This window comes from Nocardia sp. NPDC127606, from assembly GCF_042671725.1.
Taxonomy (GTDB): domain Bacteria; phylum Actinomycetota; class Actinomycetes; order Mycobacteriales; family Mycobacteriaceae; genus Nocardia.
Map to the genome: position 1 here is coordinate 50,855 of NZ_JBHXWQ010000009.1, position 23,774 is coordinate 74,628.

Consider the following 23,774-nt stretch of genomic DNA (forward strand, 5'->3'; position numbering starts at 1 on the left):
CCACCGTGCCGTGCGTCCTCACGGCGCGCACGCCCCGAATTGCGGGGGCGCTCATCGAGAACCACGTCGAAGAGCACTCGAACTATCGACCGGTGACACGACCGCCAGTCGGGTTATAGTCGGCCGGTCGACCATGGGTCGGTCGACTCGCGCCGGAAGGGTCCCGGCGCCGATCGGTTCGGGAAGCACGACGGTTGACTGTTTCTGAGGGCATGGATTTCGCCGGGTACCGCCTCGAGCGGCGCCTCGGCATGGGCGGTATGGGCACGGTCTACCTGGCCCGGCATCCGCGGCTACCGCGCAAGGACGCGCTGAAAGTGCTGTCCGACAGGCATTCCGGTGATGCGGTGTTCCGTGAGCGTTTCCTGCGCGAGGCCACGATCGCGGCCCGGCTCAACCACCCCAACCTGGTCGCGGTGCGCGATCGCGGTCAGCACGGCGGCCGGTTGTGGATCGCGATGCAGTACGTCGACGGTGTCGACCTCGCCCAGCTGATCCGCCGTGGACCGGGTGCGCTGCCGCTGGACCGGACGGTCAGGATCATCGCCGAGGTCGCCAAGGGACTCGATCTGCTGCACCGCAAAGGTGTGCTGCACCGCGACGTGAAACCGGCCAATATCCTTGTCGCCGAACAGGACGGCCGTCCCGACCGGGTGCTGGTCACCGACTTCGGCATCGCCAGGCCCGCCGACGCACCCACGAGTTCGACCGGCGCCGGGCTCAGCGCGACCCTGGCCTACGCCGCGCCCGAGCAGATCAACGGCGGGGCGATCGATCACCGAACCGACGTGTACGCGCTGGGCTGCGTGCTCTACGAACTACTGACGGGGTCGGTGCCGTTCCCCCGCGACACTCCGGCCGCGGTCATGTACGCCCACCTGAACGAAGCCCCGCCGGCACTCGACAAGCCCGGGCTCCCACCCGGATTCGACGAGGTGATCGCGACCGCGCTCGCGAAGAACCCCGGCGACCGGTATCCGACCTGCGGTGCGTTGGCCGCGGCCGTGTCCGCCGCCGCACAGGGGACGGTCCGGCTGGCCGCGGTGCGGGCACCCACCCGGCGGCGCCCGCTCGTCTGCGGCGCGCTGGCCGCCGCTGTCCTGATCGCGCTGACGGCCGCGGTGCTCGGCGTCGGCCGAACCGGTTCCACCGAACACGCGCCGGCCGCGATCGCTCTCGGTCCGCAAACCGCGGTCGACCCGGTGTCCTGGGGCGCGTACACCTATGTCGCGCAAGCATTTCCGGAACTGCTGCCCGCCTCACAGTTCGGGACCGGATATCAGGAGATGTGGGGGTGCAAGCCCTCCGATGAGAAGATGCGGGACCTGCCCGTCGACGTCTTCGTCCCGACCGGGCGGATCATGTGTTTCGGCAATCGTGAACCGGTGCAGACGATCGAACTCGTGTGCAACGCCGACCGCTCGCCGATCGCCCCGCCGCCCACCTACGATCGCGCCGAGGGCGACGAACAGTGGACCAGGCCGTCGAGCCACGGAAATCTGCACTGGGGAACCTATCTCGACCTCTACAAGGCCCCGCAGCTCACGGGCTACCTGCGGCTGTACTTCGACGATCCCGACCGCAGCTTCTGCTACATCGTCGTCACCGGCGCGCAGAACGGTACCGAGCTGCGAGCCGCCTGGTGGACGGAGGCGCCGCTGTGAGACTCGCACCCCTCGCGGTCGCCCTCGGCGTGATCCTCACCGCGGTCTCGGGCTGCACGGTGGCCGGTGATCCGATGCCCGTGCCCGACCCCGCCACCCTCGATGTCGGCCCCTACAGCCGCTTCCCGCTGCGCGCGCCCGAACGCGGCAGTGAGTATCACGGGCGCGTGGTCGAATCGGTTCGGCTCGGCGAGGCCGTCGCCAATCCGGCCAGGGTCGACCCGGCATTGACCGTGCCCCGCACGAAATCGGGTTCGGACCCCCTGCCGACCGCCGCGAAAGCGGCCGCGCTGCTGGCCAATCCGGTGCGCGCGGTCCTGGAGCGCCACGGCATGCTGGCCGGCTACACCGTCGGCGCCACTGATACTTCCACCGAGTTCTCGATCGGCAGTGCCCGAATTCTGCAGGTCACGCTGTTGCGATTTCCCGATGCGGCAGCTGCCGGACTGGCCGCACAGGAGATCGACTCCGCCGACGCCGCGGTGAGCGCGGACAATGTGGCTGTCTCGATCCCCGGGCACCCGACGGCTCGCGCGCACTGGCGTCCGTCGGTGCCGACGCTGGCGGCGACGATGGCCGTGGACTCGTTCGTCGTCACGGTCATGGCCGGGCACACCTCGCCCGACCTCACCGCGCTGACAACACTGGCGGGCAAGGCTTTCGAGGAACAGCGGCCGATGTTGCGCGATATCGTGCTCACACCGCCCGAGCAATTCGCCGACCTGCCGCTCGACCGTGACGGCATGCTGGGACGCATGGTGCCCGAAGCACCGGGCCGGTGGCCGTTTCCGGTGGTGATTCTCGGCGACTTCAGCGAAGTCGCGGGGTGGGAAAGCCTGGTACAGGCGCGCGGCATCGTTCTCGGTCCGCGTGCGGGCCACTTCTACCAACCCACCCGCGAGGTCGCCGAATTGGTCGGCCTCAACCGATACGACCGGCTGATGCGCTTCGCCGACGCGGCGACCGCGACCGCGTTCTTCGCCAACCTGCCCAACAACAACGACCAATTCGTGGTTCCGCCACCGAAGGGCATGGTCGACATCAACTGCGCGGAGTCGATGAAGAGCTCGCCGATGACCAAGTTCAGCTGCCGTCTTCGGTTCGGCCGCTATGTCGGAGTGGTTTTCAGCCGGGACTACCAGGATGTGTTGCAACGAGCGGCCGCGCAGTACGCGCTGCTGGTGAACAGCGAGTAGAGGCGATGACCGAAACCCTTCCCCCGGGAACCGTTTTCGCCGGATACCGGATCGAGCGGGTGCTCGGCACCGGCGGCATGGGCACGGTGTATGTGGCCGCGCATCCGCGGCTGCCCCGCCGCGATGCGATCAAGGTGCTGCCCGAGAACGCCGGTGCGGGCGAGGAATTCCGGGCGCGCTTCCTGCGCGAGGCCGAATTGAGCGCCCGGCTCGATCATCCGAACATCGTCGCGGTGCACGATCGCGGTGAGCACGACGGCCAGTTGTGGATCGCGATGGAGTTCGTGGCCGGGACCGATGTGGCCGCGCTGCTGCGCCGCGAGTCGCCGATACCGCCGGCGCGGGCCGTGTACATCGTCACCGAGACCGCGCGCGGGCTGGACGAGGCGCACCGCCACGGCCTGCTGCACCGCGATGTGAAACCGGCCAATATCTTGCTCGAGCCGGTCGACGACGCACCGGATCGAGTGCTGGTCGCCGATTTCGGCATCGCCAGGGCAGCCGGTGACGGCACCGCGTTGACCGCGGTCGGGACGGTCGTGGCGACGCTCGCCTACGCGGCGCCGGAACTGCTGACCGAACAGCGTGTGGATCATCGCGCCGATGTCTACGCCCTGGGCTGCACCCTGTTCGAACTGCTCACCGGCACGAAACCGTTTCCCCGCGATTCGGTGGTCGCGGTGATGCAGGCGCATCTGATGGCGCCGCCGCCGCGGGCGACTACCCTTCGGCCGGAACTGCCGCCTGCGATCGACGCGGTGCTGGCCCGCGCGCTGGCGAAGAACCCTGACGAGCGCTATTCGTCGTGCGGCGCACTGGCCGCGGCGGCGGCCGGCGCCTTCGGTGTGGCGGCCGATCACACCGTGGTCGCGGCCGCACCACCCGTATCGCCGCCGACCGTCACCGATCGCCCCGTCGCACCCGCGCCGAAACCATCAGCACGGCAACCGAATCCACGGCTGCGGTATGCCGCCGTGGCCGCAGCCGTCATCATGCTGGTGGTGGCACTCGCCGTCGCCGTGGTGGTCGTCCGTGACCCCGACGATTCGACGGCGAGTCCCGTCACACCGACCCGCAGCGCCGGGGTGACCTGGGGACGTTATGCCTTCATCGTCGACGCGCTGCCCGGGCTGCTGCCGGCCACCCCGACCCGAACCGGACATCAGGGCATTCGGTGCGCCGCCATGGCGGTGGGTTCCGGTGGGCCGGCTGATCTGGACCTGATGCCCGACGAAGTCGCCCGCATCACCTGCACCGGCAACAACAACCCCATCCGCGATGTCGACGTGAGTTGTTCGACGAACCGGAACCCTTTCATCCTCGTGAACGAACCGGGTGCCGTGGTGCTCGGTGACCAGAAGTGGGAACGCGCTACCGGGCGGGGCCGGGTGACGTGGTCGACCATGACCCTGTCCACCGGCGATCTCGGCTTGGTCGGTATCGGGTTCGACGAACCGACCCGAAACTTCTGCATGGTCGTCGTGATCGGCGCGGCAACGGGCCAGGAACTCTACAACCGGTGGTGGGCAGATGCTCCGTTCTGACGACGAGTTCGCCGGGTACCGGATCGAACGGCGACTCGGTGCCGGTGGCATGGGCGAGGTGTACCTCGCGCGCCACCCTCGACTTCCCCGACACGATGCGCTGAAAATCCTGTCCGACCGCTACACCGACGACGCGGAATTTCGCGCCCGGTTCTTACGCGAAGCGGAAGTCGCTGTGCGGCTGCAACATCCGAACGTCGTCGCGGTCCGCGATCGCGGTGAGCAGGACGGCCGCCTGTGGATCGCGATGCAGTTCGTCGACGGTGGCGATGTCGCCGAGCTGATCCGGCAGGAGACCGCGATTCCGGTCGAGCGGGCGCTGCGGATCGTGACCGAGTCGGCGAACGGTCTCGACGAGATCCACCGGGTCGGCCTGCAGCATCGCGATGTGAAGCCCGCGAACCTGCTGCTCACCGCGGAACCGGGGGAACCGGATCGGGTGCTGGTCACCGACTTCGGGATCGCCCGCACCGCCGAGGGTGACGGAGCCCTCGCCGAGGGCACGGGATTCACCGCGACGCTGGCCTACGCCGCGCCCGAGCTGATCAACGGCGACCCGGTGGATCATCGCGCCGATGTGTACTCGCTGGGGTGCACGCTCTATCAGCTGCTCACCGGAACGGTCCCGTACCCCCGCAGCAGTCCCGCGGCGGTGATGTACGCGCACCTGTCCGACGAACCGCCCCGACCGTCACGCGAAAACGCTCGGGTGCCCGCCGAATTGGACGCGGTGATCGCCAGGGCGCTGGCCAAGGACCCCGTTCAGCGCTACCAGAGTTGCGGTGAGCTGGCGGCTGCCGCGCGTGCGGCCTGCGCACCGAAGGCCGACGCCGAGCCGCGCCGACTGCTGACCGGCGTGGCGGTCGCCGCCGTTGTGGCTGTGGCGGCGGCGATTTCGCTGGCGATGGGGTTCGCCGGTGAGGATTCCGGTTCCGCTGCCCCGACCCGGGTCGCCACGAACTCCGACGCGTGGGGCGCGGCCGCCCTGGCCGCTGAGACCTTGCCGAACCTACTGCCGGTCGCACCGCTTGCCGTCGGATACCAGGACGTCAACAACTGTCTGCACGTCGACCAGGACGGCAAGGTGCTCGCGCTCGATCAGCAGGTCGATGTCGGCGGTGTGCTCTGCCTCGGTGACCGGAACCCGGTCGAAACGCTCTCGGTCGTCTGCCGATCGGATCGCACCCAGATTCCGGCGTGGACAGCGAATCTGGCGGTGGAGGGTGAGCAACTGTGGACACGCGACGGTGCGAGCGGCAAGGTCCGATGGGGAACCATCACGGCCGACGACGGCTCACCGATCGGCCGACTCGACGTGATGTTCGACGGGCCCGACCGTCAGTTCTGCAAGCTGCGTATCTCCGGCAGCACGTCGGGTTCGGTGCTGTGGGAGCGCTGGTGGCCGGACGCTCCACTGGGACAGGGGTAGCCGATGCTCTCACGTGGTGAGCGAATCCGAACCGTGGCCGTTCTGGCCGCGGCGCTGACGGTGCTGTGCGGGTGTGTGCGCCCCGGCGAACCGGTCCCGCAACAGCTCGACCTGGCCGCCCTTGATGTGGGTTCGAACAGCGTCGACCCGCTGACGCCGCCGACCTCGAGCACCGACAAGTACGGCAGGGTGCTGGAATCGGTGCGGATGGGTGAAGCGGTGCTCGATCCGGTCGAGGTCGATCCGACCCTGACCAACGGCATCTCCAACCGGACCGCGCCGCTGCCGACACCGTTGAAAGCAGCCGGAATTCTGGCCGAGCCGGTCCGCGACGTGCTCGAATCCCAGGACATGCTCGCCGGGTTCGCGGTCAGTGGCAGCGATGTCAACTTCCGCGGCAAAGCACCCGAGATCGGCTCCGCTCGTTTGCTCACCGTGTTGCTGCTGCGCTTCCCGGACGACACGAAGGCGCGGCTGGCGGCCAGGCAGATGAACGCCACCGACGCCGCGGTCACTGCCGACAACGTCGCGGTGCGGATCGCGGAGTACCCGGGGGCGTTCGCGCATTGGCGCCCGACCGTGCCCACCATGGCGGCCACCCTCGCGCACGGATCGTTCGTCGTCAGTGTGCTGGCCGCGCACACCAGCCCGGACCAGGCCGCGCTGCTCGCCATGGTGCGCAAGACTTTCGACGTCCAGCTCCCCCGGCTGCAGGATTTCCAGCCGACTGCGCCGGACCGGTTCACCGAACTGCCACTCGACCGGGACGGCATGGTCGCGCGAGTGCTTCCCTTCGGCGCCGGGCACTGGCCTACGCCGACGGTGATCACCGCCGACACCGACGCCAATGCCGGCTGGTCGGCCTCGATCGCGATCGGCGGCGTCGTGCTGGGTCCACGAGCCACCCGGCTGATGAAGCACTTCGGTTTTCAGGATCAGATCGAAGTCGTCGCCGTGAACGGCAACAATCTGGTCGAGCGGTTCCCCGACGCGGTCACCGCGCGCCGGGTCTTCACCAAGGAGCGGCAGGCAGCCGATCCCGCGACCCTGATCGACACACCGGTCGGCGTGCCGGATGTCTACTGCAACGACCTCGATCAGCACCCGGCGTCGCCCTCCCAGGTCTACTGCCATGTGCTCTACGGCAGGTACACCGCCTCGGTCCTCGGGCGGAGTCCGGCGCACGCCAGACAGCAGAGCGCTGCCCAGTACGCGCTGTTGGTACGCAGTGAATAGCCGTCCGCTGCCGCCGGGCACGGTCTTCGCCGGGTACCGGATCGAGCGGGTACTCGGTGTCGGTGGCATGGGCACCGTCTACGTCGCCGCCCATCCCCGGTTGCCGCGCCGCGACGCGGTGAAAGTGCTGTCGGCGGAGTTCGGTGCCGACCCCGAGTTCCGGGCGCGCTTCGGTCGCGAAGCCGAACTCGCCGCGCGCCTGGACCATCCGAACATCATCGGCGTCTACGACCGTGGCATCGAGCACGGTCAGCTGTGGATCGCGATGCGCTTCATCGACGGCCCCGACGCCGCCACCCTGCTGCGCGACCGCGCGCTCACGCCGCATCGTGTCGCGCATCTGGTCACCGGGGTGGCTCGCGGACTCGATCACGCGCATCGGGCCGGGATGCTGCACCGCGATGTCAAACCGGCCAATATTCTGGTCGAATCCATTCCTGGACAACCGGATCGGGTCGCGGTCACCGATTTCGGCATCGCCAAGGCCGCGGCCGCGACGACACTGACCCAGGCCGGAACCATTCTGGCGACCGTCGCCTACGCGGCCCCCGAGCAGCTGACCGGCACGACGATCGATCACCGTGCCGATGTCTACGCGCTGGGCTGCACCCTGTACGAATTGCTGACCGGCGCCAAACCGTTCCCGCGACCGAGCGTCGAGGCGGTGATCGCGGCTCACCTGTCCGACCCGCCGCCCCGCCCGAGCGCGGTGGCCGCAGAACTGCCGCGCCGGATCGACGACGTGATCGCCCGCGCACTGGCCAAGGATCCGCAGCGCCGCTATCCGAGCTGCGGTGCGCTGGCCGTCGACGCCGCCACCGTCCTCGGCGTCGCTACCGAAGTGGTGGCGGTGGGGCGTCGACCGGCGCGTCGGCGCACCCTCGGCATCGCGGTCGGCGCGCTGACGGCGGTGATCGCGGCGGCCGTCACGAGTGTGGTTGTGCTGAACCGTGATTCGCCCGAGGAGAGCACGGCTGCGGCGACGTCGACGGCTCCGATCGACCCGAATTCCTGGTCGGCCCACCAGTGGGTCATCGACGCTTTTCCCGAGCTGCTACCGAAGACCCAGGCAGACAGCGGCTACCAAGGTCTGCGCTGCAGCGCGGTCGACGGCAACCAACGTCCGATCGACGCGCGCCAGACCCGCGACTCGTTGAACGCGCTGGCGTGCAACGGTGACCAGAACCCGGTGTTCCGCTTGTTGCTCACCTGCGGAACCGACGAACCGGCGGAGCGCTACGTCTCCTCGGCCACCGCGGTTTTCGTCGGCGAGGAGAACTGGCAACGGCCGAGCGGTCGCGGGCACGCCCGCTGGAACGACGCACAAGGCATCGGGGGCCCGACGGGCGAGCTGCTGGTCGAGTTCGAGAACGGCACCCGTTCCCGGTGCGCCCTCGGAGTCTCGGGCGGCACCTCGGGCCAGGACCTCTACGACCGATGGTGGCGAAACGCCCCTCTCTGAGCAGGCGCCGACAACGCACAGATATGAGGTCGATGCGGCCGGCGCCTGCCGGTTTTCTACGTCCGGGTTCTCGGTGTCGTCGGTGGAGTTCGTGCTTCGCTGCGGTGCTGGTCCCACCAGTCACTGTCGTGGCGGGCAGGGGTCGACTCTTTCGACGGCGCCGACTCACTGGGGATGCCGAGGACTCTCAGTCGCCAATCGTCCTCACGGATCGCGGCCACGATGCGGACGGGGACGACCGCTGTGAGCAGCAGGTAGTTACCCACGCAGATCATCAGGCAGATCGGGGGGACGGACACCACGATCGCGGTGCCCAGAGTTCCCATCTCGATCGGATCGCGGGAGATCGACAGCAGATTTCCGCAGATGCTCGACAGCACGGCAGCGACGAGCAACAGCTCGTAGACCCGCACCAGGGAGGTGGCCTTCTCGTCGCGGATGCCCACCAACGTGATGAACGTGCAGGCGACCAGCGCGACGGTGAGACCGACCACCACCGGCCACAGCCAGGTCAGGTGCTCGGGAACTCCGGCTACCCGCGCGAGGGTGGAGGTGAAGGTGAAGGAGGCGATTGCCGCGGCGACGACCAACGCTGACCCTAAGCCCACTAGCAGCTTCGGTACCGTGACGGGAATAGGGCGGGGGAAAGGGTCCGTGTGGTCCATCAGGCTCCATCCTACGGTCTACGGTCACCAAATGTGCAGGCACTCAACAGAGTACGTGCCCGCGCGGAGTACAAATCGCCGCAGAATTCGCCCCGGGAGCACCGCCTCTCCCCGCGCGCCTCGTTACCGACCAGTCGGTGTGCGTCCAGTCGTCGACCGGCACGCCGTGTGCCGCGCGATAAGCTCGCTATCACGCGCACACGGAAGGCGGCCATGACCGAGGGGACCAGGGCTTCGCGACCGGCCGAGCCGGTGTCCAAGCGCAAAGCGGCGGCGGCCGGCCGCGGAGCACGCAGGCTCGGGGTCGAGGACTGGACGTCCGCCGCACTCGGCCTGCTGCTGCGAAAGGGCGTCGCCGCCATCACCATTTCCACCCTGTGCGACGAACTCGGGGTGACCAAAGGCAGCTTCTACTGGCACTTCGACGGCATCGATCAACTCCTGGAGACCACCGCGCAGTTCTGGTGCGCCGACCACAATGACGCGGCGCGGGGCTTTCACGACCTCGAAGAGCTGCCACCGCAGCAGCGACTGGCCCGCATGGGTGAGTTGCTCACCGGGGAACGGGTCTGGCAGGTCGAACTCGCGGTCCGGGACTGGGCCCGGACGAACGCCAAGGTGGCCGAGGCCGTGAAAGCCCTGGATCAGCGGATATTTCACACGCTGTCCGACACCCTCGTCGACATGGGGTTCTCGACCGAGCAGGCCCAGATGCGGGCGGGTCTGATGTGTTTCGCCGGAATCGGCTTCGTGCACGGCAACCAGAACCTGCCGGTGCCGACCGAGGAGCAACGCCGCGAGTTCTTCCGATTCATCACCAGCGGGCAGACACCGGGCTGATCGTCCGGGCGCGGGTGCGGGTCAGGTCAGCGCGACCAGTTCGTGCAGGGTCGAACCGGTTCGTCGCTGTGTTCCCGCGCCGGTGCGCACGCTCAGGTCGAAGGTGGACTCGAACCGGAAGTAGCCGGGGTGCCCGACGAATCGGTGCATCAGCGGCTTGACCACCCGCGATCGCACCACCGGAAGATCGTCGAGCAGGTCGTGGGCGTGGAGCACGCGCACCACGTCCAACCGTAGGTCGAGCTGGTCCGGTACATGCAGCTCGACCCATTCGGGGTAGGTGCGTCCCGCCGTGGCGTCGAAGCGTTCGGGCCCCTCGGTGAGCCTGGTCTCGCCGGTGGACAGCACGATCTCGTCGTGGTGGGCGAGCATCAACGGGCTGATCTCGTGCCCGCCGCTGCGCTGCTGGGTCGATACCGAGGCGAACAGCAACGAGTAGTCCTCGACATAGAGCCGACCCCAATGCCAGCGCTCGATGATCTTCTTCATGTCCCCGACGCCCCAGTTGTGGTCGTGATACCCACGTCCGGTGACCTCGTGCCGCACACCGTCGAGCTCGATCGCGCCGGTCACCCGCGCGCGGGGAGCGCCGACCATCCAGCCGAAGGAATCCTTGGTGCCGAAGCGGGTTTCGCCCTGGCCCGGCATCCAACCGGGTACCTCGTTGTGGAATCGCAGGTCGAAGGCGATGCCACCCTCGGCCATCCGCAGGTGGTGGGTCGCCTGCCCGTCGGCGTCGAACACGGTGCGTGCGGTGTTCTGACCGATGCGCACGTCGCAGGCCTCGGCCGAGAACGAGGTGGCCGAACGGCGGTAGCGCTGGGACACCTGACGGAGGGTGCCGTCGGGTGAATAGACCATCATCTCCACCCAGGGTCTGGCCAGCGGCAGATCCTCGGGCCTGCGTTTGATCAGGAAGCCGATCACGACGTGCCCGGTGTCGAGGTGCGCGTCGAAGTACCAGTGTTCGAAGGCCAGTGCGCTCGACGACGGATGTAACGCGTTGTGCCGGGGCTCGACCGGCGTCAGCACGCCGTCGCGACGTCCGGGCCCGTTCCACGCTTCGACGATGTCGGACGTTCTCATGGCTACCTTCGGTGGGTTCATCGGCGCAGTGCGCCGCTGGCGTCGAACGCGGCTGTGCGGCCCTGCATCTGGGCTCGATACCAATTCTCGCGATGCGCGAGCATGAGTTTCTCGTGCGCCCGCGCGAACGGCGGACAGGCCCGGCGCACGATCTCCATCGCGGTGATCAGCGGGAATCGCGCGATCGGAACGACGATCCACGGGAACGCGGGCGGCATGGTGTAGCGACGACGGGTTCGCGGCGCCATGTACATCGCGGAGTACACGGAATTGATCCGGTAGTTGTACATTTCGCGCCACCGGGTCAGGCCGCGGTGCCCGTCGCGGGGCGCGAACGCCGCCGGGTACGACTCGATCAATTCCGTGCCGTGCGGCCCCGCGTCATAGGACCGCGAGACCATCGTCATGGCCAGCACCCGCAGCGCGTCGCGCACGGTCTCGGGGTACCAGCGCAACCGCACACCGAGCAGGTGGCCCATGTACTTCTGGAAGTGCAGCAGCGCACGGATTTCCGAGGGCGTGGTCTGGTAGCCCAGCGCCCACAAGCCAAGTCCGGGGGTCACGCTCCCGGCCAGCAGGGTCAGCATCTGATAGGTCTGGCTGATCGGCAGACCCCACCGCCGCATGTCCCATTCGGGATGGTCGGCGACCTTCGCCCGCACCGAGACATGCATGACGCGCACCTTCAGCGCCGTGGCTCGGCCCGCCGATCCCGGGGTGAGCAGCGCCTCGCGGGCCGAGACGTCCATCCAGAATCGGGTGGTCTCCAGGAACCGGCGCAGCGCGCTGTCTCCGGCGTAGCCGCCTGCCAGTGACAGCGGGGTCGCGACGGCGGCTTCGGTGTACATCTCGAGGGTTTCGGCGCCGGCGAAACTGAACAGCATGGTGCCCCAGCGTCGCCAGATCGCCGCGCCCTGTTCCACCAGTTCGGGAACCACCCAGTCGGGCACCGTTTCGAATTCGGCGAACAACGCGCGCATGGAGTCCGGTGCGTCCGCGACGGCGTCGATGCCCTCGACCAGTGCCGTCTCCAGCATCGCGCGCCCGGCTTTCGGACCGATCTCGCCGTGCATCACCTCGGCGACGAATCGCTCGGCCACCGGGTCGCCGGTGAACAGGTCTTCACACAGGGCCGCCGCCTGTTCGTCGCTGGGGAACAGCGGTTGCCGGGTCAGGGCAGTGAAAGCGCGTTCGATCCGACGCACTGTCGGCGTACTGCGGGCTTCCCAGTAGCGAAAAGCGGTGGGACATGTCGACGGCGATCGCGCAGTGTCCACGGTGTTCGTGACCCGCTGGAGACGATCCTCGACGAACTCGGCCAATGTCGGCCTCCTGACGTGAAATTCGCTGAACGACACCGCTGGGCGTCACATCCACCGACCATACTATGAAGCACACTTTTCCATACCTGAAAGTATGGAAGCGTGTGGCACGATCGTCGGTGCCCGCGTCCGTTGCCATCGGCCGCCATCCGATACCGGAGGAACACCAATGGGACTCGAGAACGAGGAGTTCGACTGTGACAGCCCGCCATTGGCACTCTCCCCCACCGACGCCCGCCGGTACTGGTTCGACCACCGCCGCCACGAGTGCGAGCTCGGCGCCGCCGCGTGGGAGGTCCTGAACGGATCCCGGGGTCTCCCCTGGCCGAACACACCCCAGCCGCACAACCCCCTGGACTGGGTGAACGCCTACCAGCACCGAGGACTACCGACCGACATCACCGCCGACGGAGCGGGCGTGGAGCTGGTGTGCGACGACACTGTCACCGCGCTTCTCGTTCCCGCCGGACTGGCCGCCGCCACCTACGACCACAACCCGTTGGCGGTACCGACCCTCGCCACGGCGCCGCCCTATGTGCCGCTGCACCGCTGGGCGATGCTCGCCCGCACCGCGCCCCTGTCCGACGATGCAGTCAGGGCCCTCACCGATCTCCACATCACCGTCCTCACACCCGGTGATCGCCTGCGACTACCCACCGGTCCCGACACCTGCCACGACCCACCGCGCTATTGGCACGAATGGCCCCGCCGGTCCACCTCCGGCAAGCCATCCCTGGTCCTGTTACTCCAAGTCGCCAACATGCTGCTGGCCACCGGCACAGCCGGATGTCGCCTGGCGTCGGTCAACGGCCGCCTCGAAGTCCTGCGCAACCGGTGATTGAGGGCCGGTATTCCCTACCGACCGAATTCGGCAGAAGGGCGTTGCCGGCTGCTCAGGGGATCGCCGGCGGTCGGTCGGGGACCAGGAGAGTCGCGATCTCCGTGCCGATGCTGACGGCGTTGTTCTGATCGGAGTCGGAAGTGGGGCCGAGGGTGTCGTAGACGACGACGGTCGTCTCGGTTTTCGTGTCGTAGAAGGCGACGCCGTCGTAGCCGCCGTAGGACGGGTTCATGTACAGCCAGTCGGCGAGGTGGACCACGCCAAAGGCGAAGTATTTTTCGGTGGTGAACGGGCCGAGGCCCGCGGTCGACGGGCCCATCATCTGCTGGAACTGGTCGGGGGTGAGTCGTTCGCCGGTGCCGAGGGCGCGGACCCAGCGGCCGACGTCGCCGACGGTGGAGTTCATGTTGCCGCTGTGCAGGAAGGCGGTGGGGTTCCAGAAGGTGGAGTCTTCGAAGAAGTTTCGTTCGTTGGTGTAGCCGTGCAGGATCGGTTCGTCGACCTGCGGGGTGAGTACTACCTTGCTGTCGTGCATGCCCAGTGGTTCGGTGATGTGCTGGGCGATCAGATCGCCGAGGGGCTTGCCCGCTGCCTTCTGCAGGACCTCGCCGAGGACGACCAGGTCACTGTGGGCGTAGGCGAAGCTGGTGCCCGGCTCGAACAACGGAGGGCGCGCGTTGGCGCGTTCCAGCAGTTGCGGCGCGGTCCATTCGCGGATCGGGTTCTCACCGAAGATCTTCAGGAACTCCGGTTCGGTCACATAGTCGGAGATCCCGGAGGTGCTGTCGGCGAGCATCCGCGGGGTGATCTTGTCCGCGCGCGGGAAATCGGGCAGCCAGCGGGCGATGGGTTCGTCGAGTTTCAGCACGCCCTGTCCGTCGAGTCGCCACAGGACCGTGGACAGCATGGGTTCCATGGGCTGGCCGACGCGCAAGCGCATATCCGCGGTCGCGGGTACACCGAGCGGTGATCCGCCCAGCGCCCCCAGGGCGATCTGCTCACTGCCCCGCCATGCGCCGTAGACCGCCGAGCTGAGGTCGAGTTCGGTCATCTTGGCGCGAACGATATCGGCGATCTTCGCCGCTTCGGCACTCTCGACCGCCGAGGACGCGGAATCGTCGGACTTCTCCTCCGTACCGCAGCCGCCCGTGCCGATGGCGAGCACGACCGCGAGCACCGCACATGCTCTGCGGCATCCGCGATGCCTGGGCGACTTGCTCATGACAGAGATCCCTTCGTCGAGGAACACTCACGATCACAGCAAGGTCGAATCTACGCGTCTGCGGGGCTCAACCGGCTCAGGCTCGTCGGGGAGTCAGTCGCTGACCAGCGCACGGAGCGAATCGGCGCGACGGCGAGCGCGCCCCAGCACCGAGAGCAGACCGATCCGGTCCAGCCGGTCGGACAGTATCAGCTGATTTCAGCGGTGAGCGGGAGAGCCGATACCGAGGTACCGACGTGCAGGGTGAAAGCGCCCGGTTCGACCTCCCAGCCCTGCTCGGTCCAGTGCTCGAAGCAGCGATCGGGCAATTCGATCGTGGCCGTGACGGTTTCGCCAGCACCGGCCTCGACGGCGGCGAAGCCCGAAAGCCAGCGCACCGGGCGGTCGATGGCACTGTCGGCGCGCGACAGGTACGCCTGCACCACCTGACGCCCCGCGCGCTCACCGATATTGCGAGCGGTGATGGTGGCGGTGTGACCGCTCACGGTCAGATCGACCAGTTCCCACTTGGTGTAGCCGAGGCCGTGGCCGAACGGATAGGCCGGGGCCACACCGGATTTCAGCCACGCGCGATAACCGATGTGAATGCCCTCGGGATAGGGCAGGGTGTTGTCGGCGGCGGGCTGGGTGTCCAGCACCGGCACATCGGCCATGACCTTGGGCCAGGTGGTGGGCAGACGCCCGCCGGGTTCGCTCGCGCCGGTGAGGACATCGGCGAGCGCGTCGCCGAATTCCTGGCCGGGAAACCATGCGAGAAGGACGGCGGCGACATCATCGCGCCACGGCATCTCCACCGGCGCACCGGAATTGACGACCACGATCGTGCGCGGGTTCACCGCGGCCACCGCCGCCACCAGTTCGTTCTGACGGCCGGGCAGCGACAGATCCTTGCGGTCATAGCCCTCGGATTCAATCGCCTCGGTGGTGCCGACGACGACCACGGCTACCTCGCAGGTACGCGCCAGTTCCACCGCGGCGGCGAACTCTTCGTCGGCGGAGCGGCGCGGGCGGCCGATGCCGAAGGTGAGGCCCATCGCGGGGAGGCCCTTGTCGAGGGCGGGAATCAGTTCGATGAGCACATCGACCTCTTCGCCCTCGGCGAGGGTGCGGGTGATCCAGCGCTGCGGCGGATTCAGCAACATCTCGACCGGATCGCCGCCCTCGGGGAAGACGGTTTCGGTGAGCACGGTCTCACCGTCGAGCTCCAGGCGCAGCGTGCCGACGCCCGCGTAGCCGATTCGCCACTCCCCCGCCACATCGGCGCGCAGACGACCACGGACCTCGAAGGACTTGGCCTGCACGGCGAAGGGTGTGCCGAAGAGCATGAGATTGCCCGCGGTGCGGTGTTCGGAATCCAGGACGGTCTCACCGTCGAGGAAGCGCAGGTTCACGCCCGCCGTGCCGGTTTCCGGATCGGTGACCAGATCCAGCGGCACCGCGATCATGTTCTCGTTGAGGTGAACGCCCGGCGTGTACACCACCGGCAGTACGTCGCGCAGGCCCTCCAGCGGCGAACTCGTATGCGACGGCACGACTGTCGAGCTACCACCGCCGCCGAAGCGCGGCTGCGCGGCGGCCGCGCCCAGCAGGGCGACCTGGGTGGGCTTGCTCAGCGGCAGCACACCGTCGTTGGTGGCGAGCACCATGGCTTTGGCGGCGGCGTCCCGCACGAGCCGACGCGCGGTCTCGTCGGTGAAAGCCGGTGGCTGCTGCGGGGTTCCGTTCAGCGCACCCACGCGCTGCGCGAATCGCAGGATGCGGCGGACCTTTTCGTCGATGGCCGCCTCGGGCACCTCACCCTGACGAACCGCTTCGATCAGCGGTGCGGCCCAGAGTTCCCACGGTCCGGGCATGGCCAGGTCGGTGCCCTTGGCGGCGCCCTCGGTGGAGCGTACGGCGGTCCAGTCCGAGACCACCACACCGTCGAAGCCCCACTCGCCCTTCAAAGGCTCGTCCAGCAGCGGGTTCTCGGTCATGGTGACGCCGTTGACAGAGTTGTACCCGTCCATCATCATCCACGCGCCCGCGTCCACCGACCGTTCGAACGGGTACAGGTACAGCTCGCGCAGGGTGCGGTCGTCGACGATCACGTCGGCGGTGAAGCGCTCGGTTTCGGAGTCGTTGGCCACGTAGTGCTTCGGGCACGCGCTGACACCGTGATCCTGGACCCCGGTCACATACGCGGCGGCCATCTCACCGGTGAGCATCGGATCCTCGGAGAAGCATTCGAAATGCCGTCCGCCCAGCGGGGATCGGTGCAGGTTGATGGTCGGGCCGAGCACCGCGTACACATTCTTGCGGCGTGCTTCGGCGGCGATGAGCCCGCCGATCTCGGCGAGCAGGTCGCGATCCCAGGTGGCGCCCAGCGCCGAGCCGGACGGCAGACTCACCGAGGGGTCGCGCTCGTCCCAGGTCTCGCCGCGCACACCGGAGGGGCCGTCGGAGACGGGCATCTCGGTCAGGCCGATGCTCTCGTCGCCGGCGAAGCGGAAGATGTTGGATCCGGAGATCAGCCGGATCTTGGCCTCCAGGTCCAGCTTGTCCAGGAGGTCTTCGATGTTGTCGGTCATGCCAGTTCTTTCCAGAAGTTCACCAGATCGGCCGTTACCTGTGCGGGGACATCCTCGTTCGGCACATGTCCGACACCCGGGTACACCGCGGTCCTGGCCTGCAGCTGTAGAGCAAATTTTTCGTGGACCTCGGGGTCCCACAGATCGTTCGTGTCGCCGTAGGCCACGAGCAGCGGCACGCCGGCATCACGCAGCGTGGCGGGATCGGCCAGCGGCGGGGTCTCCATGCATTTCAGGATGCCGAGGATGTTCGCTTTCTTGGTCTGCACGAGGCGGTTGTGCAGGAACTCGGCGCGCTCGGGCGACGGTGTCTGCCCGGCGCTGTCCATGGCCGCGCTCATCTGCTGCCAGAGAAATTCCTGGCCGGCGGACTCCACCACCTGCGCCACCAGCTGTGGCGGTGAGAATTTGATGTCCTCGACCGAGGAAGGGCCTGAGGCCAGCAGCGTGAGGCTGCGGAATCGTGTGGGCTCGTCGACCACGCTGACACGGGAGACGTAACCGCCGAAGGAGTGCCCGACCAGGTGCACGGGTGCGTCCGGCGAGACCTGATCGACAACTCCCCGCAGGTCAGCGACGAAGTCGTCCATCGTGTAGCCGGCGATATCGTCCGGCCCCTCGGACTGCCACTGGCCGCGCTGGTCGTAAGCGACCGCGTGATACCCGGCCGCCGCGAGCAGCGGGAGCATGAATTCGAAGTCTTCCTTGGAGCCGGTGAAACCCGGCACCAGCACCACGGTGCCGAGGTTCGGCTTACCGAGGGGCGGGTTGACCTCCCATCCGGCGAGCGCGCCCGCACCACCTCGCAGCGTGATCGATTCGATCGGTATCTCGGTGCCCTGAGTCATCGGCTGTCCTTCCTCGCACGGCCCGTCCCGGTACGGCTGGCACGAGTGTGCCAGCGGACATCCCAGTTTACCGAGTGGTCACTCGGTAATGTGACCTGTTCGTTATATTTCAGGTGTTAAGGGTCCCCTCGTTCGACTACTGTCGCTGCTCATGACGCCGCATCCCCAACGCCGGAGACGGGGCGAGGACCGCCGCGAGCAGATCATCGATCAGGCGCTCGGGAGCTTCGCCGAAAACGGCTATCACAACTCCTCGATCGCCGAGATCGCCACGCGCTGCGGACTTTCCCAGCCCGGACTGCTGCACTACTTCCCGAACAAGGCGGCCCTGCTCGCCGCGGTCCTGGACTATCGCGACCGCCTCGACTACGACCGCCTCGGCATGAACCGGCAACTGCGCGGCACAGAGGCTCTGCAACAACTGGTGCGACTGGTCGAGCACAACATGCACGTCGCCGGCCTGGTCCAACTCTTCACCGTCGTCACCAGCGAAGCGGTCACCAGCGACCACCCCGCCCGCGCCTGGGTGGTCGACCGCTATCGCATCATGGAGACCTACCTGGCAGGCGCCCTCGACGGCGGCGTCGAGGACGGCACCTTCCGCCCCGACATCGACACACGCGCCGTAGCGCGCCAGATCTCAGCCATGATGGACGGCCTGCAATTGCAGTGGCTCCTCGACCCCGAGCGCGTCGACATGGCAGAACTCTTCCGCACCTACATCGACGACCTGACCACCCGACTGTCGACCTGACCCCGGTTCTCCCCCTTGCCGACGCGCTGTCGAAGTCGGCGATGCGACTCGCAGGAGAGACGAGGACCTTGTGACGTCCCCTCCGACGCGAGGGCCGATGGGGTCGCCGGATTCAGCTGACGGAACGCAGGCAGAGCACGAAAGACTCTCCGCCGCCGGAGTCGACGTACCCCTCGGATTGACGGAGCCCTGGTACTCCCGGCACTCGGTGGTCTTGTCGGTGCCCTCGATTCGGGCGACGACCTTCGCCTGGGCTCTCACGTCCGAACAGCCGACCTCCACCAACTCGGCATCGGAGAAGCCGATACTCAGGTCGTCCCGGGTCGCGACACAGTCGCCGGCCGACAGCGCGCCGGGGCCGGCCAGTCCGATCGCCGACATGACGCCACTGTCGAGGTGCAACAGAAGGATGGCGTCGAGTAGGCGTGCGAGGATCACGGCGTGAGCGACCTACACTTGCGCCTCGCGACCGACACCGACCTCGCCGCTCTTGTTCGTCTGCGCGATGATGCCGCCCGCTGGATGCTCGCGCAGGGAATCACCGGCCAGTGGCAGCCAGGCGAGTTGGGCGAGAACCACTTCCGCCGGGCCATGGCCACTGGCGAGGTCTGGATCGCCGAGTCGGACGGCCGCCTGGCAGGCGCGTGGGAACTGTGGTGGGACGACGAGGACGCCTGGGGACCACAGCCACCGGTTGCCGGCTATGTACATCGCCTGATGGTGAACCGCAGCAGCGGTCGGCCGGACACGGGACGGCTGCTGCTGCACGCCGCCGAGCGCCGCGCTGCCGCAGCAGGACGGGCTTTCCTGCGCCTGGACTGCCTGGCCGACAACACGCGCCTGAACGCCTACTACTCGAATATCGGCTACCGGGTCGTCGGCCACAAAACAGGCAAACCGCAGCCGAGCGGCCCACCGAAGTCGTTCACACTCATGGAGAAAGACGTGCTGGGTGACCACGGCCGGGCTTCTCATGTTGTGGCCGAGAGTAATTCGGGAGACGACTGATTATCCGGTCAGTGTTCGAGCGACGGATCCCAGCGGTTGGCGAGCAGCTTGAAGCTCGGGAGGTCGTCCAGCGAGGTCAATGCCTCGTAGATGCGCTCGTATCGCGTCGAGGCGATCCGCCACTCCCCGTCCGGGTCGCGACGATAGGTGTCGGAATAGTATCCGCCACCACGGATCTGGATCTTCGCGCCCGGCACCAGGACGGTGTCCTCGAACGCCCAGGAGCCCTTCGCGGTGTCGCCGTCGACCTCGATCTCGGGGTGGTTGGCGATGTGGACCGTGACGATCCCGGGGCCGAGGTTCTTTCGCATGAACGCCACGACGTCGGCGCGATTGTCGTAATGCAGTGGCTCGCCCATGGTCTGGGTGCCATAGCGTGCGGAGACGTCCTCGGCGAGGCAGTCCGCGAACTCGTCCCACAGTTTCAGGTCGAGCGTGCGGAAGTAGCGGTGCTTGAGACGCTTGATCTCCTCGATAGCAACCAGGTCCATGGCTGGAGTGTAGAACGTGTTCTAGATTCGGCGCAGGGAAAGCGCGCCCCCGGCTCGGTGATACACATTCCCGAGGGCAGTCGGGGCGTTCCCCGAGCTCACCGACCGTTCTGCCGCGGATCAGTGCGTGAGGACGACCTTCGCAGCTACGACGGCGGTGGCCACGCAACTGAGCAGAATCGCCCCGAGCAGGGTCGACCGATCCGGCCGCGCACCCTCGAGCCTGCGGATGACGAAGGTGATACCGCCGATCCGCACCAGCATGGCGACCTCGGCGAGCACCTGGGCGGTGCGTGGTTCGAGCCATCCGATCGCCGCCGCCACGAGGATCGCGCAGGGCAGCACCGCCGAACTGAGGATGGGCAGTGAATCGCGCAGGTCGAGCCATGGCTGGGGCGGGGAGGGCGCGTCGCTCTGACGTACCGATTGTCCGACGCTCTCGGCGAAGACATGGGCGATGAACGTCGACAGGGCGGCCCCGAGAACGACAGCGATGCCGACATCCTCGAGGGACGGTGCGACCGGGATCAACGCGGAGAGGATCAGGATGTTCCCATAGATGTACGCGCTGATCCGGCGGGCCGCGTTCCGACGGTCGAGCGAATCGCTCCGGGAGAACAAAGGTCCGTGTAAGAGCTTGTTGTTGTCGCGTTCCATCGGTCCTCACCCGTTAGTCGCACCCATACGAGACAGCTCTGGTGAAGCGGGGAGGTGCGGACACGCGGGGTGGGAATTCGGTGCACCTCGTCGAGAGTCGCTACTGACGACTATATGCCCGGTGCCCTCGTCGAACCGGCGCACGAGGTGTCGCGCCCCGCCCCGAACAGCCATCAGTCGACCAAACATTCGATACCGAGTCGGCGCGAGGTGCGGCGTCGCCGGGTAGGCCATCGCACTGAGGGATGTTCCGTAAGTCTGGACTTGCGACGGCGAGCGATCCACCCGCCAGTCCAGGGTGCTCGATCACCCGGCCCGCGACCGATTTCGAGACACCGAACGCGGCCGCGAGTTGCCGCATTGTCTCGAAGCGGCAACCCGTCTCACTGCCCTCGGCCGAGCGGCGCTCCCATAACGGCGATCGCGAGGTGTGTGCAGGCCTCAGCGAGATCGGTTGTCGACTCGTTGCGGTCCGAGAGCCACGTTTCGATCAGTCGGTCGACACCACCGACGATGAATGTCGCACGACGCCGCAATTGGACGGGGTCGAGCTGGTCGGGGGCTAGATAGTCGGGACCCAGTTGGATCATGATCTCGGTGATCGCTGCCGCCAATTCGTTTCGGCGCGCGGCCGACATCGGTGTATCGCTGGTGACGATCCGATAGAGGTGGGGATCGTCAGCGACGAGGTCGAGCAGCGCACGAATGGCGGCCTGTAGCTTGCCGGGCCAGTCGCCGTCTGTGTTCGTCGACGCCTCGACGGTTGCTGCGATCAGTTCGCTGCTGACTTCGTCGAGCACCGCGTTCAGCAGTGCGTCGCGGTCAGTGAAATGTTCGTAGAAATAGCGCGGAATCACTCCCGCCGCGCTGCTGACGCCTCGAACGGTCACCTCACCGACACCGGATTGGCCCCAGATCCGGCGACCTGCGGCGACCAACTTGCCGCGCCGGTCGGCACGGCGTTGCTCGGCGCTGATTCCGCCGTAGTCACGAACCACATCTACCCGCCGCATTGACCGCACTTTACCCGCGCCCTATATTGGAACACACGCGTTATCTAAACACGTGCGTTATCCAAAGTATGTGGTCGCTCAAAGGAGAGCTCGATGTCGCCGACTGCCCCCACCCGCCACCCCGAAAACCCGGCCTCGATTCCGGCCGTAGTCCGCGTGTTCGCGATGGCACTGGGTATCGGCCGGCCGACACCGGACCAATGGCGCCGGCTCGGCGAGGATCTGATGGTCGGCGACGAGCCGATGGACCAGATGGTCGAGTGGATGCGGTCGGCCGGTCCCACAGCGCGACCGCTGTTCGAGCGGGCGCTGGCCGAGGGCATCGACAGCGTGCCGACCGCGCCGGAGCCGCTGCGTGAATTCTTCACCGCGGTCGAATCCACTCCGGACTGGGTCGACTGGGACCTGATCGCCCGCGGGCGGCGCGCGCTAGCGGTCGGCGGTGCCGACAGCGTCTATGTCGCCCGTGACGTGTCACTGCTGGGTGGCTACGCCTTCTCCGGATTCAACAAGACACTGCTGCGCACCGGCGCACTGGAAAAGGGATCGACCAAGCGATTCGCCGAAACCCTGCAATGGGCGCTCGACGTCATGGCCGACGACGACGCACTCCGACCGGGCGGCCCTGGCTACCGCTCGACGATCCGGGTCCGGCTCATCCACGCTTTCGTGCGTCGTCACGTCGCGGCGATGGACGACTGGCGCCTCGAGGACTGGGGACTGCCGGTCAATCAGATGGAAATGTCGGCCACCCTCATCGGTGCCCTCGTGACACCGGCGGTCGCCGGTATGGCGTTGGGAATCGTGAGCTCACCGGCGGACCTGAACGCGATTGCGCATGTGGCCCGCTACGCCGGGTGGCTGATCGGGGTGCGCGATGATCTACTGCCCGTCGACTTCCGCGACAGCATCCGCGTGCTGTCCCACGCACTGTCGGCGTTGCACCATCCCGACGAGACAACCGAACTGTTGGCGATCCCGATGGCCGCCGACCCGCTGAGTTGGCATTACCCGAACCTGCCAGTCCTGCGCGGCAGAATCGCCCGCTCACAACACCTCTCGATCACCACCGCGGTGCTCGGCCCCCGCGCCATGCGCGACCTCGGCCTGCCGGCGTCCACCCTGCCGTGGTACCCGGCAATGCGATTCCCTATCAACCTCGCACGCAGCATCATCGTCACCGCGCTACCCGGCCGCCTCGATGCGGCAGCGGCTCACGGCCGCCGAGAACAACTCGCTTTCCTGCGCCAACTGGTCGGCGACGACAACGCCAGGATCGGCGAATCAGCCGAACACGTGACACACGCGGCATAACGACGGCGGTCCGCCGCATCGTCCGACTCCCCTACCGAGCACGTCGATTCTTCGATCCTCACATCTCATTTCGGCAGTTGCGGACGTTAGCGACCGCGTGCAATATTGCCGAGTCACCCACTGCCACTGCCGATTTCGGAGCCGGTTCTCGAGCCACCGAAAATCGGCATTTGCGTCCGTTCGGCTGAGCCTGCGGTGACGCACCTGGCGTTCGGGGATCTCGTCGGGCGGGTTCGTGACCCGTTCGGGAAAGTCTGGTGGGTCAGTCGCGTATCGAGGACGTGTCGCCAGAAGGCTCGCCGCGATCGCGCGGATCCCTGTGTCGGAGATCAACATCGTTGACAGCCGTGGGGTTACGGCGTTGACTTGATCTCACACAGCGAGGAAACCGCCATGAGTATGAGCAAGAAGATCGCGAATTCCGTCGAGGCCACCAAGGGTCGGATGAAGAAGGCGTTCGGTCGAGCCACCGGCAACCGAAGCCTCGAGGCCGAAGGCCGCGTCGAACAGGCCAAGGGCAACCTGAAACAGTCCGCTGCCAAGATCAAAGACGCCTTCAAGAACTAGTTTCGCCGAACGAGAGGCCTGGCAGTAGACCCCGCGCGCCGACCG

The 23,774-nt window shown here is 67.3% G+C and carries 21 protein-coding genes; 12 read left to right on the plus strand and 9 right to left on the minus strand.

Annotated elements, in window-relative coordinates; translation table 11 throughout:
• Positions 1–194: 194 nt before the first annotated feature.
• The 6 genes from ACFVJ5_RS29910 to ACFVJ5_RS29935 are packed head-to-tail and all read left to right on the plus strand — an operon-like array spanning position 195 to position 8,531.
• Positions 195–1,664 carry a serine/threonine-protein kinase gene (locus ACFVJ5_RS29910; protein ID WP_379225214.1) on the plus strand — a complete coding sequence of 490 codons (1,470 nt, stop codon included), beginning with the start codon at positions 195–197 and terminating at the stop codon, positions 1,662–1,664.
• Positions 1,661–2,860, plus strand: coding sequence for a hypothetical protein (locus tag ACFVJ5_RS29915; RefSeq protein WP_379225216.1), 1,200 nt, complete (start codon positions 1,661–1,663; stop codon positions 2,858–2,860). Before ACFVJ5_RS29910 ends, ACFVJ5_RS29915 begins: the two co-directional genes overlap by 4 nt.
• Positions 2,861–2,865: 5 nt before the next feature.
• Positions 2,866–4,404, plus strand: a complete 1,539-nt coding sequence (locus ACFVJ5_RS29920) for a serine/threonine-protein kinase (protein WP_379225218.1) — start codon at positions 2,866–2,868, stop codon at positions 4,402–4,404.
• Positions 4,391–5,833, plus strand: a complete 1,443-nt coding sequence (locus tag ACFVJ5_RS29925) for a serine/threonine-protein kinase (RefSeq protein WP_379225220.1) — start codon at positions 4,391–4,393, stop codon at positions 5,831–5,833. Before ACFVJ5_RS29920 ends, ACFVJ5_RS29925 begins: the two co-directional genes overlap by 14 nt.
• Positions 5,834–5,836: 3 nt before the next feature.
• The gene (locus tag ACFVJ5_RS29930; protein WP_379225222.1) at positions 5,837–7,069 is read left to right on the plus strand and encodes a hypothetical protein; all 1,233 of its coding nucleotides are present in this window, start codon (positions 5,837–5,839) and stop codon (positions 7,067–7,069) included.
• Positions 7,062–8,531, plus strand: coding sequence for a serine/threonine-protein kinase (locus tag ACFVJ5_RS29935; protein WP_379225224.1), 1,470 nt, complete (start codon positions 7,062–7,064; stop codon positions 8,529–8,531). Before ACFVJ5_RS29930 ends, ACFVJ5_RS29935 begins: the two co-directional genes overlap by 8 nt.
• A 56-nt stretch (positions 8,532–8,587) precedes the next feature.
• Here ACFVJ5_RS29935 and ACFVJ5_RS29940 read toward each other — a convergent pair whose 3' ends face one another.
• Complete coding sequence (locus tag ACFVJ5_RS29940) at positions 8,588–9,139, minus strand: hypothetical protein (protein WP_379225226.1); 552 nt, start codon at positions 9,137–9,139, stop codon at positions 8,588–8,590.
• 270 nt (positions 9,140–9,409) lie between these two features.
• On the opposite strand from ACFVJ5_RS29940, the gene ACFVJ5_RS29945 reads away from it, so the two are divergent.
• On the plus strand, positions 9,410–10,036 hold the full coding sequence (locus tag ACFVJ5_RS29945; protein ID WP_379225227.1) for a TetR/AcrR family transcriptional regulator: 627 nt from the start codon (positions 9,410–9,412) through the stop codon (positions 10,034–10,036).
• 21 nt (positions 10,037–10,057) lie between these two features.
• Here ACFVJ5_RS29945 and ACFVJ5_RS29950 read toward each other — a convergent pair whose 3' ends face one another.
• Positions 10,058–11,122, minus strand: a complete 1,065-nt coding sequence (locus tag ACFVJ5_RS29950; protein ID WP_379225229.1) for a lipocalin-like domain-containing protein — start codon at positions 11,120–11,122, stop codon at positions 10,058–10,060.
• Between the two features lie 17 nt (positions 11,123–11,139).
• A complete protein-coding gene (locus ACFVJ5_RS29955) occupies positions 11,140–12,399 on the minus strand; it encodes an oxygenase MpaB family protein (RefSeq protein WP_379225639.1) in 1,260 nt (419 codons plus the stop codon).
• Between the two features lie 214 nt (positions 12,400–12,613).
• Between ACFVJ5_RS29955 and ACFVJ5_RS29960 the strand changes: the two genes are divergently transcribed.
• The gene (locus ACFVJ5_RS29960; protein ID WP_379225231.1) at positions 12,614–13,282 is read left to right on the plus strand and encodes a hypothetical protein; all 669 of its coding nucleotides are present in this window, start codon (positions 12,614–12,616) and stop codon (positions 13,280–13,282) included.
• Between the two features lie 55 nt (positions 13,283–13,337).
• On the opposite strand, the gene ACFVJ5_RS29965 is transcribed toward ACFVJ5_RS29960, so the two are convergent.
• From ACFVJ5_RS29965 to ACFVJ5_RS29975, 3 genes are all read right to left on the minus strand, one after another.
• A complete protein-coding gene (locus tag ACFVJ5_RS29965; RefSeq protein WP_379225233.1) occupies positions 13,338–14,507 on the minus strand; it encodes a serine hydrolase domain-containing protein in 1,170 nt (389 codons plus the stop codon).
• Positions 14,508–14,695: 188 nt separating this feature from the next.
• Entirely contained in the window at positions 14,696–17,077 is a 2,382-nt protein-coding gene (locus ACFVJ5_RS29970; protein WP_379225235.1) for a beta-glucosidase, read from the minus strand.
• Positions 17,074–17,991, minus strand: coding sequence for an alpha/beta fold hydrolase (locus tag ACFVJ5_RS29975; RefSeq protein WP_379225641.1), 918 nt, complete (start codon positions 17,989–17,991; stop codon positions 17,074–17,076). Before ACFVJ5_RS29975 ends, ACFVJ5_RS29970 begins: the two co-directional genes overlap by 4 nt.
• A gap of 85 nt (positions 17,992–18,076) precedes the next feature.
• Between ACFVJ5_RS29975 and ACFVJ5_RS29980 the strand changes: the two genes are divergently transcribed.
• Together ACFVJ5_RS29980 and ACFVJ5_RS29985 are read left to right on the plus strand one after the other, a co-directional pair.
• A complete protein-coding gene (locus ACFVJ5_RS29980) occupies positions 18,077–18,679 on the plus strand; it encodes a TetR/AcrR family transcriptional regulator (protein WP_379225237.1) in 603 nt (200 codons plus the stop codon).
• A gap of 441 nt (positions 18,680–19,120) precedes the next feature.
• Positions 19,121–19,687 (plus strand): GNAT family N-acetyltransferase, encoded by a 567-nt coding sequence (locus ACFVJ5_RS29985; RefSeq protein ID WP_379225239.1) that lies wholly within the window; start codon positions 19,121–19,123, stop codon positions 19,685–19,687.
• Between the two features lie 8 nt (positions 19,688–19,695).
• Here ACFVJ5_RS29985 and ACFVJ5_RS29990 read toward each other — a convergent pair whose 3' ends face one another.
• The 3 genes from ACFVJ5_RS29990 to ACFVJ5_RS30000 form a co-directional block, all read right to left on the minus strand.
• Positions 19,696–20,178 carry a nuclear transport factor 2 family protein gene (locus tag ACFVJ5_RS29990; RefSeq protein ID WP_379225241.1) on the minus strand — a complete coding sequence of 161 codons (483 nt, stop codon included), beginning with the start codon at positions 20,176–20,178 and terminating at the stop codon, positions 19,696–19,698.
• Positions 20,179–20,298: 120 nt separating this feature from the next.
• Entirely contained in the window at positions 20,299–20,835 is a 537-nt protein-coding gene (locus ACFVJ5_RS29995; protein WP_379225243.1) for a hypothetical protein, read from the minus strand.
• A gap of 383 nt (positions 20,836–21,218) precedes the next feature.
• Complete coding sequence (locus ACFVJ5_RS30000; RefSeq protein ID WP_379225245.1) at positions 21,219–21,848, minus strand: TetR/AcrR family transcriptional regulator; 630 nt, start codon at positions 21,846–21,848, stop codon at positions 21,219–21,221.
• Between the two features lie 93 nt (positions 21,849–21,941).
• Between ACFVJ5_RS30000 and ACFVJ5_RS30005 the strand changes: the two genes are divergently transcribed.
• Positions 21,942–23,162: an oxygenase MpaB family protein gene (locus ACFVJ5_RS30005; RefSeq protein ID WP_379225247.1), complete on the plus strand. Its 1,221-nt coding sequence runs from the start codon at positions 21,942–21,944 to the stop codon at positions 23,160–23,162.
• A 393-nt stretch (positions 23,163–23,555) separates the two neighbouring features.
• A complete protein-coding gene (locus tag ACFVJ5_RS30010; RefSeq protein WP_379225249.1) occupies positions 23,556–23,729 on the plus strand; it encodes a CsbD family protein in 174 nt (57 codons plus the stop codon).
• Positions 23,730–23,774: the final 45 nt, after the last annotated feature.

Bases quoted from the DNA above. Each gene is read 5' to 3' on its own strand.
- ACFVJ5_RS29950 (WP_379225229.1), bottom strand. From the start codon at position 11,122: ATGAGAACGTCCGACATCGTCGAAGCGTGGAACGGGCCCGGACGTCGC.
- ACFVJ5_RS30010 (WP_379225249.1), top strand. From the start codon at position 23,556: ATGAGTATGAGCAAGAAGATCGCGAATTCCGTCGAGGCCACCAAGGGT.
- ACFVJ5_RS29970 (WP_379225235.1), bottom strand. From the start codon at position 17,077: ATGACCGACAACATCGAAGACCTCCTGGACAAGCTGGACCTGGAGGCC.
- ACFVJ5_RS29990 (WP_379225241.1), bottom strand. From the start codon at position 20,178: ATGGACCTGGTTGCTATCGAGGAGATCAAGCGTCTCAAGCACCGCTAC.
- ACFVJ5_RS29960 (WP_379225231.1), top strand. From the start codon at position 12,614: ATGGGACTCGAGAACGAGGAGTTCGACTGTGACAGCCCGCCATTGGCA.
- ACFVJ5_RS29925 (WP_379225220.1), top strand. From the start codon at position 4,391: ATGCTCCGTTCTGACGACGAGTTCGCCGGGTACCGGATCGAACGGCGA.
- ACFVJ5_RS29930 (WP_379225222.1), top strand. From the start codon at position 5,837: ATGCTCTCACGTGGTGAGCGAATCCGAACCGTGGCCGTTCTGGCCGCG.
- ACFVJ5_RS29945 (WP_379225227.1), top strand. From the start codon at position 9,410: ATGACCGAGGGGACCAGGGCTTCGCGACCGGCCGAGCCGGTGTCCAAG.
- ACFVJ5_RS29980 (WP_379225237.1), top strand. From the start codon at position 18,077: ATGACGCCGCATCCCCAACGCCGGAGACGGGGCGAGGACCGCCGCGAG.
- ACFVJ5_RS29995 (WP_379225243.1), bottom strand. From the start codon at position 20,835: ATGGAACGCGACAACAACAAGCTCTTACACGGACCTTTGTTCTCCCGG.
- ACFVJ5_RS29920 (WP_379225218.1), top strand. From the start codon at position 2,866: ATGACCGAAACCCTTCCCCCGGGAACCGTTTTCGCCGGATACCGGATC.
- ACFVJ5_RS30000 (WP_379225245.1), bottom strand. From the start codon at position 21,848: ATGCGGCGGGTAGATGTGGTTCGTGACTACGGCGGAATCAGCGCCGAG.
- ACFVJ5_RS30005 (WP_379225247.1), top strand. From the start codon at position 21,942: ATGTCGCCGACTGCCCCCACCCGCCACCCCGAAAACCCGGCCTCGATT.
- ACFVJ5_RS29965 (WP_379225233.1), bottom strand. From the start codon at position 14,507: ATGAGCAAGTCGCCCAGGCATCGCGGATGCCGCAGAGCATGTGCGGTG.